Raw genomic sequence first — 22,951 nt, forward strand, 5'->3', positions numbered from 1 at the left:
CATATGTCTGGAGGATTAGTTACAGCGGCATACATTGTTGCTGCAATCCTGTTTATTTGCAGTCTGGCGGGGCTTTCCAAACACGAAACGTCGCAGCGCGGGAACCACTTCGGTATCGCGGGTATGGCGATCGCCTTGATTGCCACTATCTTCGGGCCGGATACCGGCAACGTCGCGTGGATCCTGGTGGCGATGATCATCGGTGGTGCGATTGGTATTCGTCTGGCGAAACGTGTGGAAATGACCGAAATGCCAGAGCTGGTCGCGATTCTGCACAGCTTTGTCGGTCTGGCGGCGGTACTGGTAGGCTTTAACAGCTACTTGTATCACGAACCGGGCATGGAACCGATTCTGGTCAATATTCATCTGACCGAAGTATTCCTCGGGATCTTCATCGGTGCAGTGACCTTCACCGGGTCTATCGTGGCGTTTGGCAAATTGCGCGGCAAGATTTCGTCTAAACCGCTGATGCTGCCAAACCGTCATAAAATGAACCTGGCGGCGCTGGTGGTTTCGTTCCTGCTGCTGGTGGTGTTCGTACGCACCGAAAGTACAGGTATGCAGGTTCTGGCGCTGCTGGTGATGACCGTCATTGCACTGGCGTTTGGCTGGCATCTGGTGGCGTCTATCGGCGGGGCGGATATGCCGGTGGTGGTGTCGATGCTGAACTCCTACTCCGGTTGGGCGGCAGCGGCGGCGGGCTTTATGCTCAGCAACGACCTGCTGATCGTTACCGGTGCGCTGGTGGGTTCATCGGGTGCGATCCTGTCGTACATCATGTGTAAGGCGATGAACCGTTCGTTCTTCAGCGTGATCGCCGGTGGCTTTGGTACCGACGGCGCGTCGTCCAGCGGTGATGAAGAAGTCGGTGAGCACCGTGAAATCACGGCAGAAGACACCGCCGAGATGCTGAAAAACTCGCATACGGTGATCATCACCCCAGGCTACGGCATGGCGGTGGCGCAAGCTCAGTATCCGGTGGCCGAAATCACTGAGAAGCTGCGTGCTCGCGGGATCAAAGTTCGCTTTGGTATTCACCCGGTGGCAGGGCGTTTGCCTGGTCACATGAACGTGCTGCTGGCTGAAGCTAAAGTGCCTTACGACGTAGTGCTGGAAATGGATGAGATCAACGATGATTTCACCGATACCGACACGGTGCTGGTTATCGGCGCTAACGACACGGTGAACCCGGCGGCGCAGGACGACCCTGGCAGCCCGATCGCGGGTATGCCGGTGCTGGAAGTGTGGAAGGCGCAGAACGTGATTGTCTTCAAACGCTCGATGAATACCGGGTATGCTGGTGTGCAGAACCCGCTGTTCTTCAAAGAGAACACCCACATGCTGTTTGGCGATGCCAAAGCCAGCGTGGATGCGATTCTGAAAGCGCTGTAAATGTGTTTTGCCCGGCGGCGCAAGCTTGCCGGGCCTACGAAGAACCTGTAGGCCGGGTAAGCGTCAGCGCCACCCGGCATAAAAAAAGCCGCCATAGTTGGCGTCTTTTTTCATCTATGTTTGATTTTTGCTCTGGTGAGGTCGTTTAATGTTTTTTATAGCAACATCAATAGATTAGTACAGGCTACTAACGTAATTGTTTATCGGTTCCGGTAGTAGATCCTGAGGATGGTCGCCACCAAATGTGGCCCACTTACTTTTTCCGCTTAAGATAGTTGACGAGATAATGCTACTTGTCTTTGCATCGTATACCGTTATTTTCACTTCCATTTTGTCAGGGATACCCGACCATTCAGTGGCGCGGTCTTCCCAGTGTAGAATTTGTGGAACAACATAGTATCCCTCGTTTAGCTTTCCTTTATCCTTTAAGCACTCAAGTCCAGAGCATTCAGGCACAGCTAAAACCTCGTTGGAGTATCGCTCAAAGGCGGCTTTAGTTGTCTGCGCTGTTGTTGAACCGGAACCCCTATAAGTTGTCGTTTCATAAATACCATCAACAGGGGTAGCAATTGAAACGGGCTTGTTTCGAGCCAATTGCTCCGTATTTTTAGTAACGCTAACGTTATTATACTTAGCAGAACACCCTGTAAGCAGCAGACATCCGAGTGAAATCACTACAATTTTTTTCATTTTTATTTCCGAGATTGGTTATCGGAATAGAGTAACACTTCATTTACTGTGGATAAAAGTGCTCGATTGAGAGTAAAAAAGGAAAAACCGCCATAGTTGGCGGCTTTTTTATGGGCGCTATGCACACATTCAATCGTCTTCTTCGTCATCCAGCTCAACCGGCGTTTGATATTGATCCGGTTTAATGACCAGCAGGTCGCAGCGCAGGTGGTCGATAACCTGTTCTGCGGTGTTGCCAAGGAATGCCGCGGAGATACCGGTTCTTCCGACGGTGCCGAGTACCACAATACCCGCTTGTAAATGCTCCGACAGATCCGGGATCACCTCTTCAGGCAGTCCTTTCTCAACGTGGGTCATTTTCTCGTCGATGCTGAATTTTTGGCGTAAGGCTTTCATTGCCAACAGATGCTGGCCACGGATCGCGTCGTTGTAAACGCTCGGGTCAAATTCAGGCAGTTCAATGGCGATATTGATAGGCGTGATTGGATAGGCGCCAACCAGATGGACTTCAGTATGATTGACCTGCTCGGCAAGATGGATAGTCTCTTTTACCAGCTTTTCGTTCAGGGCGTTGTGATAATTCTCTTCACTGGCGAGATTCACGGCAACCAGTGCTTTACCTCCTTCCGGCCACGGCTGGTCTTTGACCATCCATACCGGGCACGGGCATTTACGCAATAAGTGCCAGTCGGTTGGGGTAAAGATCACGGACTCCAGCTTATCGTGCTGATGCGCCATCTTCAGCAGCAGGTCATGTTTTTCACTGACCACTTCCTGGATGATGGCTTCGAAAGGACGGTTATGCCACACCACTTTGATGTCGATGGGAATACCGGCATCGATGTAATATTTTGCCTGCTCGCGGATCCACGCGGTACGCTGGCTGATCACTCCCTGACGCATAGCGGTACGCTCGTCAGGCGACAGAAGGGTGGTCATCTCATATGAGAAGTCATAGATCGGCAAAAACGCTTTGATTTTGCCGCCAATCCGTTGATGTAAATAGACAGCTCGCCGTAACGCCGGTTGATCGTCCTGATTAGGATCGATGGCCACCAGCATGTTTTGATACTTTGCCATACAGGTCTCCTTACTACTGTCACCACAGTCTGTAATTAAAAGAGTAACCTATATATGTTGAATGAAACAGGGGAGAAGGTTTTGCCAGATCAATAAATCACGAAAATTTATCGATCCGGCAGAAGAGAAGAGAGGCTTAGGCGACGTTACGAGAGTGACCGGCGAGGACCGCCAGCGCTTCACCGTTTTCAATGGTGATGTATTTGCCTTTAACAGCCAGCATTCCGCTTTTCTGGAAACGACCCAGCAGGCGGCTAATGGTTTCAACGGTCAGGCCCAGGTAGTTACCGATATCACCACGCGTCATGGTCAAACGGAATTCACGTGGAGAGAAACCACGCTCTGCAAAGCGGCGCGACAGGTTGTAGATGAAGGCCGCCAGACGCTCTTCCGCATTCTTTTTGGAAAGCAGCAGGATCATGTCCTGATCGCCTTTGATCTCACCGCTCATCAGACGCATCATCTGCTGGCGCAGGTTAGGCATTTTGCCTGACAGATCGTCCAGTGTTTCGAACGGGATTTCGCAAACCATTGAGGTTTCCAGCGCCTGAGCGAAGCTCGGGTGGTGACCGGTACCGATAGCGTCAAAGCCGACTAAATCGCCCGCCAGATGGAAGCCGGTGATTTGCTCATCGCCTTGCTCGGTGATGGTGTAGCTTTTAATGGTGCCAGAACGGATAGCATAGAGCGATTTCAGTTCGTCTCCCGCCTTAAACAGCGTCTGCCCTTTCTGAATAGGCTTTTTGCGCTCGATGATATTATCAAGCTGATCGAGTTCATGCTCATTCAGGGTAAACGGGATACAGAGCTGGCTAATGCTGCAATCCTGGCAATGGATAGCACAACCGCCAGACTGAATGCGTCGTATAATTCGCTTTTCCGGGATCATAGGTCTGCTCAAGCCTTAATTGATATTGGTCAATTTTAACATCTTTTTGGAGTGCGCGTAAGCCTGGGAAACCATCAATAGAGACAAGTGGCGACAATGTGTCGCCATCTTCTTGATATTCCACAGTTTGATTGTGGAATAATGACCTAAATCATAGAAAATTAAGCACTAAAAGCCTGGATTTCTAAAGCAGCAAATACCCTTCATGGCGCAATAACCACTCTTTACGCTGCACGCCTCCGGCGTAGCCGGTCATGGTGCCGTTGCGACCAATGACCCGATGGCAAGGCACCACAATGCTGACCGGATTTGAGCCATTAGCTGCACCCACGGCGCGTGCGGCTCCTGAGCGACCAAGCTGCTCGGCGAGCTGCCCGTAGTGCATAATTTGACCGCAAGGGATCGTGCGTAGCGCCTGCCACACTTCGCGCTGGAAAGGCGTTCCGGCGGTTGCAGTAGGCAGAGTATCAATGATGCCGAGATCGCCGTCGAAATAATCCGCCAGCTTCGCGCTCAAGCCGCCGGGATTGGTGGCACTGATACGCTCGTAGCCGTCGCGATAGTGGATGTTCAACAGTTCCACCATCCGATCGCTGTGCTCTTCCCACTCCACCGCGCGCAGGTTGAACTGCTCGTCAGCAACTATCCACAGTGGGCCAAGCGGCGTGGCAATCTTATCTTCGAGTAATCTCAGCATCCTTTGTCCCTTAATTCAGCCGTGGGTAAATCCCCGGTCCAATTGGCAGACCGACAAGATACCACGCGACTAACATCACCAGCCATACCCCTAAAAAGATAAGCGGATAGGGCAACACCAGCGAATAGTAGGTACCCAGTTTTGCTTCAGGTTTGTAGCGTTGCAGGAAGCCTAAGAACAGCGGGACAAACGGCGAAACAGGGGCCAGCGGGATCACTGAGGAATCGGCCACGCGGAACAGGATCTGCGCGAACGCTGGATGAAAACCGAGCAGCATAAACATTGGCACAAAAATCGGCGCCAGAATCGACCAGATGGCGGACCCGCTGGCGATAAACATGCACAGCAGCGAAGAGAGCAACGCCAGGCCGACAAACGCCGGAATGCCGCTCAGCCCGGCGGTTTCAAGGGCATCGGTCAGGCCTACGGCCATAAACTTGCCCATGTTGCTCCAGTTAAACATCGCCACGAACTGCGCCAGCGGGAACACCATCACGATAAAACCGGCCATCTCTTTCATCGGTTCGATCATCAGCTGTGGCAGATCGCCCTGACGGCGGATTTTGCCAGTAGCAATGCCGTAGGCCAGAGAAACAATAAAGAAGAACAGGATAATCAGTGGCACGATACCCTGAATAAACGGCGACGGCAGAACCGTGTGTTTCAGCGGATCGCGCAGCACGCCGTTTTCCGGGACGACCATTAGCGCAATGGCGGCGATAAACAGCAGCGAGACCACACCGGCGACGCGCAGGCCGTGGCGCTGCTCCTTGCTCAGTGCTTCCAGCTTTTCATCACGGCTGCCTTCCCATTTGCCCAGGCGCGGCTCGACAATTTTATCGGTAATCAGCCCGCCGACAATCGTCAGTACGATCACCGAGCTTGCCATAAAGTACCAGTTGTCGATCACGCTGACGTGCATGGCGGTATCGATGGTTTTTGCCGCTTCGGTACTGATCCCGGAAAGCAGTACGTCGGTGGTGACAATCAGCAGATTAGCCGTAAAGCCGCAGCCGACGCCGGCAATGGCGGCAAGCAGGCCCGCAACCGGATGACGCCCGACGGCGAGGAAAATCAGCGCCCCCATTGGCGGCATGATCACCAGCGCGGCGTCAGACGAAATGTGGCTGAAAAAGGCGATAAACAGCACCATGTAGCTGGCGTAACGTGCGTTCACGATCGACGCCATTTTGACCATCAGCGCGGGTAACAGTCCGACGCGTTCCGCCAGACCCGCGCCCAACACTAGCGCCAGAATCGCGCCGAGCGGCGCAAAACCGCTGAAGTTTTTAATCACATTCGGCAAAAACCAGTGCAAGCCTTCCACGCTGAGCAGGTTTTTCACCGCCACCATACTGCCGTCAGCCGGGCTGCGCACACTGACGTCGAAGGCTGACAGTACAGCGGTGGCGATCATCAGGATCACAATTAAATAGATAAAAAGCAGGAAAGGGTGCGGCACTTTGTTGCCGATCCTTTCAACCCAGCCATAGACCTTACCGGATGGGGAATGCGAAGGTATGGAAGACATACTCATGGGCGTTCCTCGGGACTGTTGTGTTGTTATGTTATTGTGTTTGCGTGTTTTTTTATTTTAATGGTGACGGTGTCACGTTATGCGGTATCGGACACTCGTACGGTCGTTCTGCGATCTGTTGTTCAAACTCATCCCGGCAGGCCTGCAGAAGTGAAGCGTCCTGCAGCAGGTTCAGGGCTGTCGCGCCCATCACTTTTCCGGCCAGCAACATTCCTTTATGAGCAATAGACGTGCGCCCCTGCGCGACTAACTGCCAGGTGTGCAGCGGCGTACCGACGGTAAAGCAGGGGGTGAAACACTGCGCGACGGGCATTTTCCAGCTCACATCACCCACGTCAGTGGAACCGGCCAGCACGTTATCGGTGATGGCGTAGGGGGCGACTTCATTAATCAGCAGTGTGTTCTGATGTCGACGGGCAAACGCTTTGCCTTCTTCTGCGCCCGTAGCGGCGATATTTTTCAGGCTGTTTTGCAGATCGTTAGCCGTCAGGGTTTGGCGGATCTCCCCGGCGAAGGCGCGTTCTTCTTCCGTCCACTCTGGCGTGCCGTAGTGCTGTAAGGCGCTGTACATCGCGGCTTCGAGCGTGCGGTTGGGCAAGTAGTTCGAGCAGGCTTTATCAAAACGGCACTCGACGGTGGTTTCGGTCATCAGCGCCGCGCCTTGTGCGATTTTCTCGATGCGTTCGTAGATTTGCTGCGCGTCGGCCATCTCCGGAGCGCGGATTAAATACAGCACTTCGGCCTGAGCCTGCACCACGTTTGGCGAAATCCCGCCGGTGTTGGTGATGGCGTAATGGACGCGGGCTTTTTCGATGATGTGCTCATTGAGGAAGTTGCTGCCGGTGGTCATCAGCGTGACGGCATCCAGCGCGCTACGCCCAAGATGAGGGGAATTCGCGGCATGTGCGGCGATGCCCTGAAAACGCCATGACGCCTGAATATTGGCCAGCGTGCTGACGTTAAACATCCCGGCGAAAGCTTCCGGATGCCAGGTCACGGCGGCATCGACATCGTCAAACAGCCCCTCGCGCACCATAAAGGTTTTGCCGGAACCGCCTTCTTCGCCAGGGCAGCCGTAAAAACGCACCGTCCCGCTACCGCTGTGCTGTTCCATCCAGGTCTTAACCGCCACTGCGCCCGCCAGCGCGGCGGTGCCGAGTAGGTTATGCCCGCAGCCGTGGCCGTTCTCGCCTGGCGTGTCAGATTGCGGGGTTGCACAGTGTGCTTTCTGGCTCAAACCGGCCAGCGCGTCAAATTCCCCTAACAGGGCGACGACGGGTTTACCGCTACCGAAACTGGCGATAAAGGCGTTAGGAATGCCGCCTGCTTCACGCTCTACGCTAAAGCCTTCGGCCTCAAGTGCTGCGGCCAGCCGTTCAGAAGACCAGAACTCCTCAAAGCGCGTTTCCGGATGATCCCAGATTTCATCGGCAATATCGGTAAAGATCTGACATCGGGTTTCGATGGCATCGTCAATAAAAGGGTAAATCTCCTGCATTACACACCTCGCGTCCACGGAAAGTTCAGCGCAGTTCGGGCCAGCGTCTCAATCGCTACGCCCATGATCTGCTCGTCAAAATCAAACTTCTCATTGTGATGCCCGGCACTTAAATCGGTCCCAAACACCATATACGACGCCAAACCATCATTTTTCTGGACGTGGGCCATCATCAGCGTAGCGTCCTCTGAACCCGCCGGGGCTTTCACTTTGTCGATGGCCAGACGGACAGCCGCAACCTGGCTTGCCTGTTCGCGCAGATAATCAACCCACGCAGGTGATGGTGAACTTGAGGTTGCCGCGCCCATCAGACGCATCTCGACCTTCACGCCGTACAGCGCGGCGGCACCGTCAATCACAGCCTGTGCGCGCTCGAAAACGTATTGATTAATCGCTTCGCTTTCGCCGCGCGTTTCCACTTTTAATAGCGCGTTAGCGGGAACGACGTTACGCCCGCTCCCGGCCTGCATCACCCCGACATTGACGCGTGATGCGCCTTCGCTGTGGGGCGCAATGCTGTGCAGCGCAAGGGATGCCTGAGCGGCGGCGAGCAGGGCATTGCGGCCATCTTCCGGTTTACCGCCTGCATGAGCGGCGACGCCGGTAAAGCGCACGTCGAATTTGGTGGTCGCCATAAAGTTATCGCTGCCACAGATGACGGTACCCGCCGGGACGCCGGTACCGATGTGGATCGCGGTAAAATAATCGATGCCGTCCAGCGCTCCGGCGGCCACCATCGCCCGCGCCCCGCGCGTACCTTCTTCGGCGGGCTGGAAGATAAGCTTAATGGTGCCGTTCAGCTGTGATTCGTTTTGCTTAAGAAGGTGGGCCAGACCGAGGCCAATTGTCGTGTGTCCGTCGTGGCCGCAGGCGTGCATCATACCGGGGTTACAGGAGGCAAAACCGTCGCGGAACGGGCGGTGACTGTCATCGAGCGCTTCGCTGAGATCCAGGGCGTCCATGTCCACCCGAAAGGCGAGGGTTGGGCCGGGGCGTCCGGTGTTTAGCGTCGCGACCAGACCGGTAAAACCACCTTCGAACGCGCTGATCCATTTTTCCGGCGCACCTTGCTGGCGGGCGCGGGCAAATTCAGATGCCAGCGTCTCGGCATCGGGCAGTCCCATTCGGCTGTCGGCATCGACCACGTCGCGGCCCATCGCCAGCTCATAGCCCAGGCTATCGAGTATCTCCGCCACCTTTGCCGCTGTGCGAAACTCCACCCAGCCGGATTCGGCAAAATGGTGAAAATCACGACGCCATGCACTCAGCTGCGGCGCTAATGTTTGAAGGGCTTGTGTCAGTGAATCCATCTCTTTTCCTGTCATCATAAAAATGTGTGAACTGCTTCACGTTGTGATAGTTTTTACTTATCGCTAACCAATTTTTCACAGTTTTAACCGTTCAGGAATTACCCTCGCACATCCCTTTCCATTAAAGTAGATGACAATTTCTTTACTCTGATAAACAACGGTTATCGGTCGGGCTATGTCATTTCAGGTTAAATTTCATCAAATTCGTGCCTTCGTTGAAGTGGCGCGTCAGGGCAGTATTCGCGGTGCCAGCCGGGCGATGAATCTGTCGCAACCGGCGTTAACCAAGTCGATAAAAGAGCTGGAAGAGGGAATGGCCGCGCAGCTATTTGTGCGCCGCAGTAAAGGCGTGGCGCTGACCGAATGCGGTGAGAGTTTTTATCAGCACGCTAATCTGATCCTCGAAGAGTTGCGTGCCGCGCAGGACGACATTCGTCAGCGTCAGGGACAACTGGGCGGGCAGATCAATATCGGGATGGGAGCAAGCGTTGCGAGGACACTCATGCCTGCGGTGATTACGCGTTTTCATGAGCAGCACCCGCAGGTCAAAGTCCGAATTATGGAAGGCCAGCTTGTTTCGATGATCAATGAATTACGCCAGGGAGAGCTGGATTTCACCATCAATACCTATTATCAGGGCCCCTACGATCACGAATTTAGCTTTGAAAAACTGTTTGAAAAACCGTTTGCGATATTTGGTCGGGAAGGGCATCCGGCGATCGGTGCTAAATCAATTAGTGAGCTTATGAATTATAACTGGACGATGCCAACGCCGCGCGGAAGTTATTATAAGCAGCTGGAGGATATATTTCGCCACCGCTCACAAATACCGCATATCGGCGTGGTGTGCGAAACATTCTCGTCCTGTATTAGCCTGGTTGCGCAAAGCGATTTTTTGAGCATTTTGCCGCAGGAGCTGGGCTGCGATCCGCTGCTGGCGCACCGTCTGGTGATGCTGCCTGTCGAAGAGGTTTTACCCCGCGCTGCTTATTATTTAATCCAGCGACGTGATTCCCGGCAAACACCGTTGACGGCGTCTTTAATAACGCAATTCAGAAGACATGCCCGTGGAATATTACTTAACGAAGGGAAATAAAAAAATAGAGCCTGCCGACATCTGACAGACCCTACAGTACACACAGCAGTGCATCCTTGTGCAAACTCCCGCTTGATTACTCCGTTTCGCAGGTTTATTTAGTTATAACAGCTTTCGCCCAAAAATAAAGTGATCGGAGTGTCTGATTTCACTTATTTTTAACTTAAATTATACAGTTAATGATTGATTAAATTTACTTTAAGGTGGCTTCATTGTTATTTATTAGCCGAATTAATAGTTTTCGCAGCGTGATTATTTTTTCTACGTCGTCCATGAATATTGAAACACCTCTCCGGCGCGGGTAGAGTACGCCTTCAGATGCCGCTGGAGGAGCACCATGAAACCTGACGACAAATCCCTTTTTCTTGACGCCATGGAAGATGTCCAGCCCCTGAAACGCTGCACCGATATCACCTGGCAGCCGAGCCGCAATCAGCGCACCCGCCAGAGTATCGACACCTCGCAGCTCGATAACTTTCTCACGCTCGGCTTCCTTGATGTTTTGCCGCTTGCCGAACCGCTAACTTTTCAGCGCGAGGGCATTCAGCAGGGCGTGATAGACAAATTACGTACCGGTAAATACCCACGCCAGGCCAGCCTGAACTTACTGCGTCAGCCGGTCGAACAGTGCCGCCAGTTGCTTTTTTCCTTTATTCAGCAGGCCCAGCAAAACGGTCTGCGTAACCTGATCATTATCCACGGCAAAGGCCGGGAAGATAACTCGCACGCTAACATTGTGCGCAGTTACCTGGCGCGCTGGCTGACCGAATTCGACGCCGTGCAGGCGGTCTGCGTGGCGCTGCCCCATCATGGCGGCAGCGGGGCGTGCTATGTTGCGCTACAAAAATCGGGTGAAGCTAAGCTGGAAAACCGGGAGCGGCACGCCAAGCGCAGCCGCTAACGGTCAGAACGTTTCCCAGTTTCCGTCTCCGGCGGAGGCCGTTGCCGGGCGCAACACCTGCGGTGTTTTCAGGTTTGTCGCGCGCGGTGCGGCGGTTTGCGTTTGTACATTCAGGCGGAATGCGGCGACAGCCTGACGCAACTGCTCTGCCTGATCTTCCAGTGCCGCTGCGGCCGTGGCGGATTCCTGAACCAGCGCGGCGTTTTGCTGCGTCACGCTATCCATCTGCGAAACGGCCAGACTCACTTGCTCAATACCCCGGCTCTGTTCATCTGACGCCGAGGCGATTTCGCCCATAATATCGGTCACGCGAGTGACGGCGGCGACGATCTCTTTCATGGTTTCGCCCGCTTCACTGACCTGTCCTGATCCGGTATTTACCCGGCTGACGGAGTTTTCGATCAGCGCTTTAATCTCTTTTGCGGCCTGCGCACTGCGGCTTGCCAGCGTGCGGACTTCACCTGCGACCACGGCAAATCCACGGCCTTGTTCCCCGGCGCGCGCGGCTTCGACGGCGGCGTTCAGAGCCAGAATATTGGTCTGGAAGGCAATGCTGTCGATAACGCTGGTGATGTGGGCAATCTGCTGAGAGCTGTCGGCGATTTCGGTCATCGTGCGGATGACGTTGTCTACCACCCGTCCGCCGCGATCGGCTGTTTCTGAGGCGTTTTTCGCCAGCAGAGTGGCTTGTCTCGCGTTGTCTGAGTTCTGTTTTACTGTGGCAGTTAGCTCTTCCATGCTGGCTGCCGTCTCTTCCAGCGAGGAGGCCTGCTGCTCGGTACGTGCTGAGAGGTCATTACTGCCCGCTGCGATTTCGCCCGCGCCGGTATAGATCGAATCGGTACTGCCGCGCACCGCGCTGACAGTGGTCACCAGCGAGGTTTGCATCTCGTGAAGACCGGCCGCCAGTTGGCCCATTTCATTGCGGCTATTGATGGCGATGGTGTGCGTCAGATCGCCGCTGGCTATGGTGCGGATATGGTTCATCACGCTACGAAGCGGTTTCAGCAACAGATGCTGTAATCCTTGCCAGAACACAATCAGGACTATCATCACCACCAGGAAAATCGTGCCCAGCGTCCACTGCATATGAGTAAAACTGCTCTGGTTTTCTTTTGCGGCGGCTTTTAACAGGGTGTTATTTTCGGCGCGCCAGTGGGTGTAAACCGCTTCCATATCGTCCTGCGCCTGCTGGGCATCGAGATCGCCGTACGCCTGATAATTATTGGCACGCAGATACTCAATCGACAGACGCATCACCTCATGCATCTGGGTATACGCTTTTTGCATTTCAGCCGTTAATTCCTGGCTCTGGCCGCTAACAGGCGGCATAGCATGCCAGGCGCTATAGTAGTTTTCAGCTTTCGTCAGAGAGTCGCTGGCGTTACCGAGCAGCTTATTGATTGCCGCAAGAGAAGCCGGATCGCGCTGATTTTTGAGGTAACGAATAGCCACGCGCGTGACCGTGACGCGGGTTTTGACCAGCGTGTTGACGCTGTCGCTCAGGCTCTCCTGCTGTGCATTGAGGCTACCTGAGTTCTGGAAGTTGTGACGGTCATTGCTGACTGCGGAATAGAACAATCCCCCCGTGACGACTTGCAACAGGCAGAATATAGTGAGAGCAAAGATAATCCCGGTAATGACGTGCAGATTTTTCAGCATAACGGAAGCCCATTTGATGTGCAGAAGTTGCATCATTGTTATCGACGTAGCAGGGCTAAACTTTAATTTTACTAATGCTTAAATCAGGTAGATCACTATGACGGATATTGATAAAAGCGGCATTTTTACGTTAGGTTCGCGTTCGGTTAAACGTCTCGGCTATGGCGCGATGCAGCTGGCCGGGCCTGGTGTCTTTGGCCCGCCAAAAAACAAAGAGGCGGCACTGGCAGTATTGCGCGAAGCCGTGGCGGCAGGAGTGAATCACATTGATACCAGTGATTTTTACGGCCCGCACGTCACCAATCAACTGATTCGGGAAGCATTACACCCGTACCGTGACGATCTGACGATTGTGACTAAAATCGGTGCCCGACGCGGCGACGATGCCTCCTGGCTACCGGCGTTTTCGGCTCAGGAGCTTACCCAGGCGGTGCACGATAACCTGCGCAATCTGCAGCTGGACGTTCTGGACGTGGTGAATTTACGCATTATGTTTAGCGCTCACGGTCCTGCGGAGGGATCAATTGAGGAACCCTTAACGGCGCTGGTTGAATTGCAGCGTCAGGGTCTGGTGCGACATATTGGTCTAAGCAATGTGACCGCCACGCAGATTGCGCAAGCCCAGAGGATTACACCGATAGTCTGCGTGCAAAACCTCTACAACATTGTTAATCGTAGCGATGATGCCATCATCGATGTGCTGGCGGAGCAGGGGATTGCGTATGTGCCTTTCTTCCCGCTGGGCGGATTTACACCGCTGCAATCATCCGGGCTGCAGGCCGTCGCGGATAAACTGAGTGCCACACCGATGCAGGTCGCGCTGGCCTGGTTGCTTAAGCGTTCGCCGAATATTCTGTTGATTCCCGGCACGTCTTCAGTGGCGCACCTGCACGAGAATTTGGCGGCTGGCAATCTGGTGTTGCCGGATGACGCTCTGGCCACGCTGAACGCGCTGGCGGAATAACGTGCCTGTCTGACGGCCACGTTTTTATTCCGTGGCCGGTTCCACCATTCGACTTCTTCTGTGCAATTCTAACGCTTCTGCCACAATTTCCTGTTTGCTCAGGCGCGTTTCATACGCCGTCGCTCTGACATATTCGACCAGCGCGGATTGAATCCTCGCGCTTAACATTTTAAGGTCTGCATCCTTTGCGGTGCCGCGTGCTACACGCTTGTCCGGGTAATCTCGACTAGGCATTGTTCAAGTCCTCTTAACGCTGTCTTGTTAATTCGTGCTGTGAAATATGCGTTGGGAGTGAAAACAAGTCAACTTTCTAAAACCACGGTTCAGTTTGTATTAAATCCGTTAAAAAAACGCCCGTATTTCACGACGTTTTTCATTTGAAAGGGGAAAGGGTTCAGTATGGAAAGCGGGAAAAATAGCGGAAGTTAAGCATCCGGTTTTGCATAGGACGTAAACGGTTCGTTACACGAAATGATCACTACATAAAACTATCCAATGCAATAATAAATCAGGTCAATGAATTACGAAGATTTAAAGGGTTAACGACGAGCGCCGCTTCAAATGTATACATATGCAGTGGAATGTTTTTTTATGCATTGAGAAACGGATTTTGTATTTTTTGAGCGTTTCTCGCGTCGCTAACCTCACGCGACAGCCGTAACAATTTTGCAAAAAATGGTCGAAATGTTTAGTGCAAAAACAGAATAATATCCTGAAAAAGTTTTATTTTAGTGATTTTGTAGTATCTGATTTTATGTGGTTAAGTGATGTGGTTAGTGTGATTAATACTATTTTAGTAGTGTTGGTCTAGTGTTGTCGTTTAAGAAATGTATACTCTGGTTGCACTGGCAATTCACAAACCCGTTCTTATTGTGTGTTATCCTGCCAGGGTCTGCGTAATCAGGAAGTCACCGGTATGTATCATCTTTTTCTAGAATTCGATAGCCTCGAACCCGGCGTGAAGTCTGTGGAGGATTTGAAGTATGTGATCCGCGATGACAAACACACGGCGTTTGTGATGAGCGCAGTAGTGGCCAGGTTCATCAAAGATGCGCTAATCATGAACCACACTATCATCAGCCTGAAGAACTGCCGTTTTGCGTTCGATGGCGGGACTGAGTTTGTGGAATTTGACGATAAAGGTCAGGCAACACTCTTTACCGAAACGCCGGACTGGTTTGTTACACCGGGTGAATTTGCGCGTTCTCAGTGGTTAGTTAATCACGAACTTCATGACCTCATGACGCCGCAATTTATCGCGACCTTTCTGGAAATGTTCTCCGATGTGAAAAAACGTCGGGAACACTGCAACGTGCTGTTTGATTTGCAGCTCGAAGATAACCGTAAACGCGGTAAAGCCGACGCGAAACCGGCAAATAAGCCCCGAGGCTCCACCAAGCAGAAGATTTTTGATCTCGGCTCGTTTGAGTTGTTCAGCCAGTTTTTTACCCGCCTGAAAAAATCCGTTGATGCTAATCAGTTCCCAACGGTACAGGTGCTAACGGACATCGACGAAGTCGCCAAAGTCCCCGCCACACTGAAAAGCGCCGTTCGAACCTGGTTTAAAGCCATTTCGTCCGAGATGCCGCCGAACACGAAAAGAGTGGGGGCCGGTAACGCTGAGCTGTTCTGCGCCCCTATTCGTGCGCAAATCCAGCAGATTGAAGCCTATGGCGTCGAGCGCTATTACAAGAAACTGTCAAAAGCGATAGCCGATGGCGGCGATCGTTACATCGCCGATTTCACGTTTAAGCTGTAGGGCTAATACGGTTTAACTAAAACCGTTCATCATGATAAATGTCGGTTCTTTACGCTGGTGCTGATTAATCATCGGCACCAGCCGTCTGAAGTGCTCACTCGCACAATGCGCATCCAGTGCTGCGCGATCGGGCCACTCTTCGATGAAGATAAAATGCCCCGGATCTTTCTCATCGACATATAAATCGTAAGCAATACACAGCGGCTCCCGTTTAGTGGCTGCAACCAGCGCACGATAAAGCGGGAGAACAGTCTCAACGGCTTGCGGTTTAATAAAATCTTCGGCGATGACTTTCAGCATGATCTCTCCTGGTTAAATTCCGTGTGGCGTCAACGGCTTCATTTTCGCGAGCCAGATTCGACTTGATCTGATCGCTAAATGCATAATACTGTATTTATATACAGTTATTGTCAGGTTGGCTATCATGAATCCCGTTTTTTCATGTGAATTGAAAGAAATCATCGAATTACCTCTTTTTCTGGAGCGCGTTCCGTGCGGCTTCCCTAGCCCGGCGCAGGATTATGTTGAGGATCGTCTCGATCTCAATAAGCTTCTCATCCAGCACCCCAGCGCCACCTATTTCGTCAAGGTGAGCGGCGATTCGATGATCGGTGTAGGGATTGGAGACGGGGATCTGCTGGTGATCGATCGTTCGTTAACGGCTGAGCATGGCGATATTGTGGTGGCGGCGATTGCAGGGGAGTTCACGGTGAAAGAGCTGCGAACCCGTCCGTATCTCCACCTGCTGCCACACAACAAAAACTTTTCTCCCATCGTTTTCCAGTCAGAGGATGAGCTGCAACTCTTTGGTGTTGTGACGCACACTGTGAAATCGCACCGACATGTTCGCACTCGTTGACGTCAACAGCTTCTATACCTCCTGCGAGACGGTATTTCGCCCCGATCTGCTGGGCAAACCGGTGGTGGTGGTGTCGAATAACGACGGGTGCATTATCTCGCGCTCGGCAGAGGCCAAGAAGCTGGGCATCAAGATGGGCGCGCCTTACTTCAAGATCAAAGACGAGCTGCGGCGGCAGAAAGTGGCGGTGTTTAGCTCGAACTATGCGTTGTACGCGGATCTGAGCCATCGCGTGATGTCGATTCTCACGGAGATGGCGCCCGCGGTTGAAGTCTATTCCATCGATGAGGCGTTTATTAATGTCTCCGGCGTGGCGAACTGCATTGCGCTGGAGACGTTTGGCCGCCAGATCCGCGAGCAAATCCTGAAAAATACCGGCCTGACCGTCGGCGTCGGCATCGCGCCAACCAAAACCCTCGCTAAGCTGGCTAATTTTGCGGCGAAAACATGGAGTAAAACCGATGGTGTGGTGGATCTGTCGGATCCTGAACGTCAGCGAAAATTGCTTGCGCTGGTGCCGGTGGGTGAAGTGTGGGGTGTGGGGCGGCGAATCGGTAAAAAACTCAATCAGATGGGAATTGAAAACGCGCTGCAGCTGGCGGAGTGCTCAACGTGGGTGATTCGCAAACACTTTAACGTGGTACTGGAGCGTACAGTGCGCGAACTGCGCGGTGAGCCTTGTCTGGAGATGGATGAATTCGCCCCGGCGAAACAACAGATTATCTGTAGCCGCTCTTTTGGGCACCGCATTACTGAGTACCGTGACATGCACCAGGCTGTATGCGCTTATGCGGAACGAGCAGCCGAGAAGCTTAGGGCAGAAAGGCAGTTTTGCTGCGTGATAAGTGTGTTTATGCGTACCAGCCCACATGCGGAAAACGAAGTGTTTTATGGCCCTCAGGCCAGCGGTCGTCTGGCCGTTCCGTCTAACGATACACGCGATATTATCCGCGTGGCTAGCCAGGCGCTGGAGCGCATTTGGCAGGAGGGTTTTCGCTATATGAAAGCAGGTGTGATGTTGAGTGACTTTTTCAGCCAGGGCGTTGCGCAACTGAATTTGTTTGATGAATATCAACCGCGATCTAACAGCCATGCGCTGATGCAGACCATTGATCGCCTTAATTCATCGGGGCGCGGTACGGTGTGGTTTGCAGGTCAAGGGAGCCAGAAAAACTGGGCGATGAAGCGTGAAATGCTCTCGCCGGGGTATACGACACGGTATTCGGATTTACCCGTGGCGAAATAATCATTTTCCCTGAACGAATGAGGCAGTAAGCTCTTGTTGATAACTCTTTTCAGGGCCGTACATGAATCATCTCGCATTAGGATATGGCTGCTTTGGTGAGCCTGAGTCCGTCCTCCAGCTGGAGGCGATTTCTCCCGGCTTGCTCAATCCCGATCAGCTGCGGGTACAAATGCTTTTTTCCCCGGTTAATGCCTCGGATCTGATCCCCATCACCGGCGCTTATCGCCATCGCACACCGCTGCCTGCCATCGCGGGCTATGAAGGTGTCGGCGTAGTCATTGACGGGCCGCAGCATCTGATGGGCAAACGCGTGCTGCCACTGCGCGGGCAGGGAACCTGGCAGCAGGTGGTGGACTCTCCTGTGGATCTGGCGATCCCGGTGCCCGATGATATCGACTCCATGCTTGCCGCTCGCGCCTGGATCAATCCGCTGGCCGCGCAGCTGATGCTGAAACTCTACCCGCCACAGGGGAAACGCGTGCTGTTGACGGCTGCGGGATCGGACTGTGCCATTCTGCTGGGGCAGTGGGCGCTCAACGCCGGAGCTGAAGCGGTGTACGGAATCCACCGCTCGCAAGTCCATGCCGACCGGCTGGCGGCACTGGGGATCACGCCAATATCACAACACAACGCTGCAGCAATTCGCGCGTTAGCGAAAGATGCGGATCTTGTCTATGACGCCACGGGCGGCGACGTGGCAGAGCAGATTCTGGATATGCTGCCCAAAGCCGGGACTTTTGTCTGCTACGGTCTGCTTTCCGGGCAGATGTTCAGGCAGCAAAAACAGGTGCGCTGGTTCCATATCCGCAACACGCTGGATGCGATGAGCGTGGACGAATGGCAGGGGCAATTTCGCGAAATATGGCCGAAATTGCAGACCAGCCATTATGGCGATGCCTCGCTGTTTGCGCTGAGCGCGTGGCGTGAAGCGCTGGCCTGTTACCGGGAAGCGGGGCGAACCGCGAAGCCGATGTTTGCCTTTACCGCTGGCTAACATCGCTCAGCAGTACCGCGATGCTCTGGCCGCCCGCCGTCTGCTCCAGCGCAATCTTCACGATAATGGTCAGCGGCACGGAAAGGAGCATCCCAACCGGGCCGAGCAGCCATCCCCAGAAGATCAGCGATAAAAAGACCACCAGCGTGGAAAGTCCCAGCCCGCGGCCCATCATGCGCGGTTCAAGAATATTGCCGAACACCAGGTTAATCACCAGATACCCCGTCAGCACAATCAAAGCATCGTACAATCCGCTAAACACCAGTACCTGGGCGATCGGAGGAATGGCGGCCAGCACCGAGCCAATGTTGGGAATATAGTTGAGCGCAAAGGCCAGCAAACCCCAGACAAACGCAAAGCGCACATCCAGCGCCGCCAGCATCGCCCACGCTACCAGCCCCGTCACAATACTGATGGCCGTTTTGAGCACCAGATAGCGCGAGACGCTGTCCAGCGCCCGCTGAATCGCGACCATTCCTTCCACCGGACGGGACATAACCTGCTGCAATTTGAGCGGTAGCTGAGGCACTTCGATCAGCATAAACACCACGGTCAGCAGCAGCAGGAAGATAGAGGTCATCGCGCTGGAAAGCTGTGACAGCAGGGCCGTCACCAGTGTCATGGCGGCGTTCGGGTCGATGTACTTCAGCAACTCTTCTACGGAGACTTCAATCCCGGCGCGCTGTAGCCAGGGTTCGATGTGCTGTAGCGGAACCACCAGCGAGGACCGGTATTGCGGCAGGGTACGCGCCAGTTCGTTCAGGGATGTTCCCAGATACGCCACCAGCAGCACCATCGCCAGGATGATGACGGTAATCAGTAACGAAATCGCCAGCACGCGCGGGACGCGCAGGCGCACCAGACGTTGCACCAGCGGATTGAGGATCACGGCGATAAACAGCGCCAGAATAAAAGGCACGATAATGTCAGCGGCAAAACGGATCCCCGCGAGAATGATCACCAGCATTCCGAGCATGATGACAATTTTTAATCCGTTCAGGGTAATGATGGGTTTTGCCATGAGAGTTCCTGAGTTAATTCTTATATCTATATCATAACGGGAATATTCATTTACTCTACTAACCAAGGTCAAACGGGCAGGGTAAAGAAGTGAAAAGGTTTTGAGTTAATTCCTGGCTTATGGTACAAATCAGGCGTGTTTAACTACCGAGGACAATTTTCATCCGCAATGACGAGAAGCAATACCGCGGATAATTGTAATATTATGGACAATCTGTTCAGGACGTACTTTTCAAATAACACCGCTGTTTTTTCAACTTCCCTCTGCCTGCTGTCCGGTGAGCAACACTGGCGCAACGCGCTATAGATCCCTCTTCTGCCTGTTATCTGAGCTAACGCCACGCGTTTAGCTATCTGATTGATATCATTTTTTCTGGGTTTGTCGTTTTCGACAAGCTGCAGTGATTTATATTCTCTTGCAGGAGATGCACCATGTTTTACTGGATATTGTTAGCCCTCGCTATTATCGCTGAAATTACTGGAACCTTGTCGATGAAATGGGCAAGCGTCAGCGATGGCAATACTGGCTTTATATTAATGCTGGTAATGATTTCCCTTTCGTATATTTTCCTGTCGTTCGCGGTAAAAAAAATCGCGCTCGGTGTGGCGTATGCGTTGTGGGAGGGGATCGGTATTCTGTTAATCACACTGTTCAGTGTGATGTTATTTGATGAAACCCTGTCAACAATGAAAATTGCCGGTCTGTCCACGCTGGTTGCGGGTATTGTGCTGATTAAATCGGGCACCCGCAAAGCGAAGAAACAGCCACAGGAGCCAACTCATGCAACAGTTTGAGTGGGTTCATGCGGCCTGGCTGGCGCTGGCGATTGTGCTGGAGATTGTCGCCAACGTTTTCCTTAAATTTTCGGATGGCTTCCGGCGTAAAATCTACGGCCTGATGTCTATCGCCGCCGTGTTGGGCGCGTTCAGTGCGCTTTCTCAGGCGGTGAAAGGGATCGATCTTTCCGTAGCCTACGCACTATGGGGCGGTTTTGGTATCGCTGCGACGCTGGCGGCGGGCTGGATACTGTTCGGTCAACGACTGAATCGCAAAGGCTGGATTGGTTTGGTTCTGCTGCTGGCTGGCATGATCATGATAAAACTGGCCTGATGTGATCGCTGCCTGTATTTACGGGCAGCGAAATTCGCTACCTGTATTACTCTTAGAAAGAAGTGCTTTTAAGAGGGCGGCGAATGTATAACCCATTAAGCTGGCGCAATATTCCCACCGCAAAAACCCTGTTCGTCATGATCTTTATGGCCGGGATCGGCTTGATCGTTTCTGTCGTCGCGCTACTTTATCTTTCTCTGCACCTGATCAGCAGTAAAACCAACGAAATAGACGAACACCGTTCGGCGCTTTCCGTGCAGGGGGCGATCCAGACATCGGCCAACCGCGTCTGGTCGCTGGTGATTGATAATGCCGTCTGGGATGACGCCGTCCGCGAAGTTTATCCTCCGGCCTTAAACACCGAATGGCTGTACAACACCTGGGGCGCTGGCTTTAAAATCAATAACCTGTATGACGGCACTTTCGTGCTGGATGAGCATTTCAACGTCCTGTGGGGTTCGTTTAAAAGCAAATCCTTTCACGAGCAGAATCTCGATTTTTTTGGCAATGGCCTGAAGGCGCTCATTCGTAACAATGCCGATTCGCTTCGGTCGGATAAAAATATTTACGCCGGGATCACCCGCACGCGCCAAGGGGTGGCGTTTGTCGGCATTGGTCTGATTCGCCCGATGATTGGCCGCTTACAGGTGCACAACGACGTGCGCCGCTATCTGGTGATTACCCGCCATCTCAACCCGCAAATCCTGAGCGATCTCGGAAATACCTTTCAGATTGAAAACCTTAATTTCACACCGGAACATACCAGCGAGGCCAGCGTCCCCCTGAAAAGCTCAGCGGGAGAACTGTTGGGTTATCTCAACTGGCAGCCGCGCCTGCCGGGTGCGCAGGCGGCGAGTGCGGCCTCGAGTGACATCACCCAAATTGTGATCCTGGCGGCGGGGCTGATCCTGCTGTTTATTCTGTTGAGTAGCGTCGGGTTGTACAAACTGGCGCGCGGTGAAAACCAGGCCCGGCGGGTCGCGCTGACGGACTGGCTGAGTCATTTACCCAATCGCCGCGCGCTGATCGAAGCGCTGGAGCAGGTCAGTCTGCGCGGCGATAGCGATGTCAAAAGCGTGGTGTTTATCGATCTCGACGGTTTTAAAGATGTGAATGATATTTACGGCCACGATGTGGGCGATGAGCTGATTATTATGATGGCTCGCGCGCTGCGTGAAAGGGTGCCGGACGGCGGAATGCTGGCCCGTATGGGAGGCGATGAGTTTGCGATGATGATTGGGGGCGGGTATTCGCAGGCGCGGGCGGCGGCGTTTGCGGGCAATGTGCTGGATTTTCTCAGTGCACCGCTGCGCCTGGGCGAGCGCACGATCCACATCAGCGCCAGTATCGGCATTGCCAGCGGCACGTTGATTGAATGCACCAGCTCAGAGCTGTTCCGCCGGGCGGATATCGCGATGTATCACTCGAAAATCACCGGCAAAGGCCGCGTCACCCAATACGACGCGGCGCTGAACAGCGTGCGCGAGCAGCAGTTGGCTATCGAAAATGAGATCCGCAGCGGCATGGAACGGGATGAATTTGAGGTCTGGTATCAGCCGATTATCGACGCGCGCAGCCAGAAAATGACCAGCGTCGAGGCGCTGGTGCGCTGGCCACGGCGTCCGGCGGGCGAATTGGGACCGGACGCTTTTATCAGCATCGCTGAAACTAGCGGTTTAATTTATGCCCTGGGGCAGTTTGTCCTGCGCCGTGCCTGTCAGGATCTGGAGCCTTTTAGCGATTTAAAGCTGTCGGTGAATATCTCCCCAGCGCAGTTCCGTGACCCTGAATTCGAGGAAAAAGTGGCGCGGGTGATTGAGATGACCCGTTTCCCGGCCAATCGTCTGCAGCTGGAAGTGACGGAAACCTACGTGCTGGAAAATCCAGAGCGCGCCAGGGCCGCCATTTCCAATCTCAAAGCGCTGGGGACTGCGGTGGCGCTGGACGATTTTGGCACCGGCTATTCAAGTATTGGCTACTTGAGACGCTTTAATTTCGACACCATCAAAATCGACAAATCGCTGGCCGGGCTGGTGGACAATGACGAACAGGCGGCGGCGCTGGTGAGCGGAACGGTAAGAATTGCCAGTGCGCTGGGCATGGCGGTGGTGGCCGAAGGGGTGGAAAACGAAAAACAGATGAAACTGCTGCGCCTCGCGGGTTGCGACCAGTTGCAAGGATTCTGGTTCAGCCAGCCGATGCCCATCGAGGCGATTATTGAATTACGTAAAGTCAGGTATGTGTAA

General features: G+C 53.4%; 22 protein-coding genes. 12 read left to right on the forward strand and 10 right to left on the reverse strand.

Annotation, left to right across the window (positions count from 1 at the left end):
• The first annotated feature begins 3 nt into the window (after positions 1-3).
• Positions 4-1,392, forward strand: coding sequence for a Re/Si-specific NAD(P)(+) transhydrogenase subunit beta (gene pntB / locus JBO43_RS00475; protein WP_095281860.1), 1,389 nt, complete (start codon positions 4-6; stop codon positions 1,390-1,392).
• A 174-nt stretch (positions 1,393-1,566) separates the two neighbouring features.
• Here pntB and JBO43_RS00480 read toward each other — a convergent pair whose 3' ends face one another.
• From JBO43_RS00480 to JBO43_RS00510, 7 genes are all read right to left on the reverse strand, one after another.
• Positions 1,567-2,082: a DUF4823 domain-containing protein gene (locus JBO43_RS00480; protein ID WP_202673464.1), complete on the reverse strand. Its 516-nt coding sequence runs from the start codon at positions 2,080-2,082 to the stop codon at positions 1,567-1,569.
• Positions 2,083-2,211: 129 nt separating this feature from the next.
• The gene (gene uspE, locus JBO43_RS00485; RefSeq protein ID WP_095281862.1) at positions 2,212-3,162 is read right to left on the reverse strand and encodes a universal stress protein UspE; all 951 of its coding nucleotides are present in this window, start codon (positions 3,160-3,162) and stop codon (positions 2,212-2,214) included.
• A gap of 136 nt (positions 3,163-3,298) precedes the next feature.
• On the reverse strand, positions 3,299-4,051 hold the full coding sequence (fnr, locus tag JBO43_RS00490) for a fumarate/nitrate reduction transcriptional regulator Fnr (protein ID WP_014070017.1): 753 nt from the start codon (positions 4,049-4,051) through the stop codon (positions 3,299-3,301).
• 184 nt (positions 4,052-4,235) lie between these two features.
• Positions 4,236-4,748, reverse strand: a complete 513-nt coding sequence (ogt, locus tag JBO43_RS00495) for a methylated-DNA--[protein]-cysteine S-methyltransferase (protein ID WP_202673465.1) — start codon at positions 4,746-4,748, stop codon at positions 4,236-4,238.
• Between the two features lie 10 nt (positions 4,749-4,758).
• Positions 4,759-6,285, reverse strand: coding sequence for a p-aminobenzoyl-glutamate transporter (gene abgT, locus JBO43_RS00500; RefSeq protein ID WP_202673466.1), 1,527 nt, complete (start codon positions 6,283-6,285; stop codon positions 4,759-4,761).
• Between the two features lie 52 nt (positions 6,286-6,337).
• Positions 6,338-7,783: a M20 family metallopeptidase gene (locus tag JBO43_RS00505; protein ID WP_202673467.1), complete on the reverse strand. Its 1,446-nt coding sequence runs from the start codon at positions 7,781-7,783 to the stop codon at positions 6,338-6,340.
• Positions 7,783-9,093 (reverse strand): M20 family metallo-hydrolase, encoded by a 1,311-nt coding sequence (locus JBO43_RS00510; protein ID WP_202673468.1) that lies wholly within the window; start codon positions 9,091-9,093, stop codon positions 7,783-7,785. Before JBO43_RS00510 ends, JBO43_RS00505 begins: the two co-directional genes overlap by 1 nt.
• Positions 9,094-9,268: 175 nt before the next feature.
• On the opposite strand from JBO43_RS00510, the gene JBO43_RS00515 reads away from it, so the two are divergent.
• Together JBO43_RS00515 and smrA are read left to right on the forward strand one after the other, a co-directional pair.
• Positions 9,269-10,189: a LysR family transcriptional regulator gene (locus JBO43_RS00515; RefSeq protein ID WP_095281867.1), complete on the forward strand. Its 921-nt coding sequence runs from the start codon at positions 9,269-9,271 to the stop codon at positions 10,187-10,189.
• Between the two features lie 337 nt (positions 10,190-10,526).
• Complete coding sequence (gene smrA / locus JBO43_RS00520) at positions 10,527-11,090, forward strand: DNA endonuclease SmrA (RefSeq protein WP_103949052.1); 564 nt, start codon at positions 10,527-10,529, stop codon at positions 11,088-11,090.
• A 3-nt stretch (positions 11,091-11,093) separates the two neighbouring features.
• On the opposite strand, the gene tcp is transcribed toward smrA, so the two are convergent.
• Positions 11,094-12,752: a methyl-accepting chemotaxis citrate transducer gene (gene tcp / locus JBO43_RS00525; protein WP_202673469.1), complete on the reverse strand. Its 1,659-nt coding sequence runs from the start codon at positions 12,750-12,752 to the stop codon at positions 11,094-11,096.
• Between the two features lie 97 nt (positions 12,753-12,849).
• On the opposite strand from tcp, the gene JBO43_RS00530 reads away from it, so the two are divergent.
• Complete coding sequence (locus JBO43_RS00530; protein WP_103946374.1) at positions 12,850-13,716, forward strand: aldo/keto reductase family oxidoreductase; 867 nt, start codon at positions 12,850-12,852, stop codon at positions 13,714-13,716.
• 916 nt (positions 13,717-14,632) lie between these two features.
• Complete coding sequence (locus JBO43_RS00535) at positions 14,633-15,475, forward strand: hypothetical protein (RefSeq protein ID WP_202673470.1); 843 nt, start codon at positions 14,633-14,635, stop codon at positions 15,473-15,475.
• 12 nt (positions 15,476-15,487) lie between these two features.
• Here the strand turns inward: JBO43_RS00535 and JBO43_RS00540 are convergent, their stop codons facing one another.
• Positions 15,488-15,775 (reverse strand): putative quinol monooxygenase, encoded by a 288-nt coding sequence (locus JBO43_RS00540; RefSeq protein ID WP_095281873.1) that lies wholly within the window; start codon positions 15,773-15,775, stop codon positions 15,488-15,490.
• A gap of 124 nt (positions 15,776-15,899) precedes the next feature.
• Between JBO43_RS00540 and umuD the strand changes: the two genes are divergently transcribed.
• The 3 genes from umuD (at position 15,900) to JBO43_RS00555 (ending at position 18,574) form a co-directional block, all read left to right on the forward strand.
• Positions 15,900-16,334: a translesion error-prone DNA polymerase V autoproteolytic subunit gene (gene umuD, locus JBO43_RS00545; protein ID WP_095281874.1), complete on the forward strand. Its 435-nt coding sequence runs from the start codon at positions 15,900-15,902 to the stop codon at positions 16,332-16,334.
• Entirely contained in the window at positions 16,318-17,580 is a 1,263-nt protein-coding gene (umuC, locus tag JBO43_RS00550) for a translesion error-prone DNA polymerase V subunit UmuC (protein WP_202673471.1), read from the forward strand. The genes umuD and umuC overlap by 17 nt, the downstream gene beginning before the upstream one ends.
• 61 nt (positions 17,581-17,641) lie before the next feature.
• Entirely contained in the window at positions 17,642-18,574 is a 933-nt protein-coding gene (locus tag JBO43_RS00555; RefSeq protein WP_202673472.1) for a zinc-dependent alcohol dehydrogenase family protein, read from the forward strand.
• On the opposite strand, the gene JBO43_RS00560 is transcribed toward JBO43_RS00555, so the two are convergent.
• Entirely contained in the window at positions 18,561-19,595 is a 1,035-nt protein-coding gene (locus JBO43_RS00560; protein ID WP_103946363.1) for an AI-2E family transporter, read from the reverse strand. The two genes, JBO43_RS00555 and JBO43_RS00560, sit on opposite strands and share 14 nt — an antisense overlap.
• A gap of 135 nt (positions 19,596-19,730) precedes the next feature.
• Here JBO43_RS00560 and JBO43_RS23255 point away from each other — a divergent pair, with 135 nt between their 5' ends.
• From JBO43_RS23255 to JBO43_RS00575, 4 genes are all read left to right on the forward strand, one after another.
• Positions 19,731-19,901 (forward strand): protein YdgV, encoded by a 171-nt coding sequence (locus JBO43_RS23255; RefSeq protein ID WP_095281878.1) that lies wholly within the window; start codon positions 19,731-19,733, stop codon positions 19,899-19,901.
• 125 nt (positions 19,902-20,026) lie between these two features.
• Positions 20,027-20,389: a multidrug/spermidine efflux SMR transporter subunit MdtJ gene (gene mdtJ, locus JBO43_RS00565; RefSeq protein WP_095281879.1), complete on the forward strand. Its 363-nt coding sequence runs from the start codon at positions 20,027-20,029 to the stop codon at positions 20,387-20,389.
• Positions 20,376-20,705, forward strand: coding sequence for a multidrug/spermidine efflux SMR transporter subunit MdtI (gene mdtI / locus JBO43_RS00570; RefSeq protein ID WP_095281880.1), 330 nt, complete (start codon positions 20,376-20,378; stop codon positions 20,703-20,705). The genes mdtJ and mdtI overlap by 14 nt, the downstream gene beginning before the upstream one ends.
• Before the next feature lie 83 nt (positions 20,706-20,788).
• A complete protein-coding gene (locus JBO43_RS00575; RefSeq protein ID WP_103949040.1) occupies positions 20,789-22,951 on the forward strand; it encodes a bifunctional diguanylate cyclase/phosphodiesterase in 2,163 nt (720 codons plus the stop codon).

The sequence above is a fragment of the Lelliottia jeotgali genome (assembly GCF_016771845.1).
Taxonomy (GTDB): Bacteria; Pseudomonadota; Gammaproteobacteria; order Enterobacterales; family Enterobacteriaceae; genus Enterobacter; species Enterobacter jeotgali.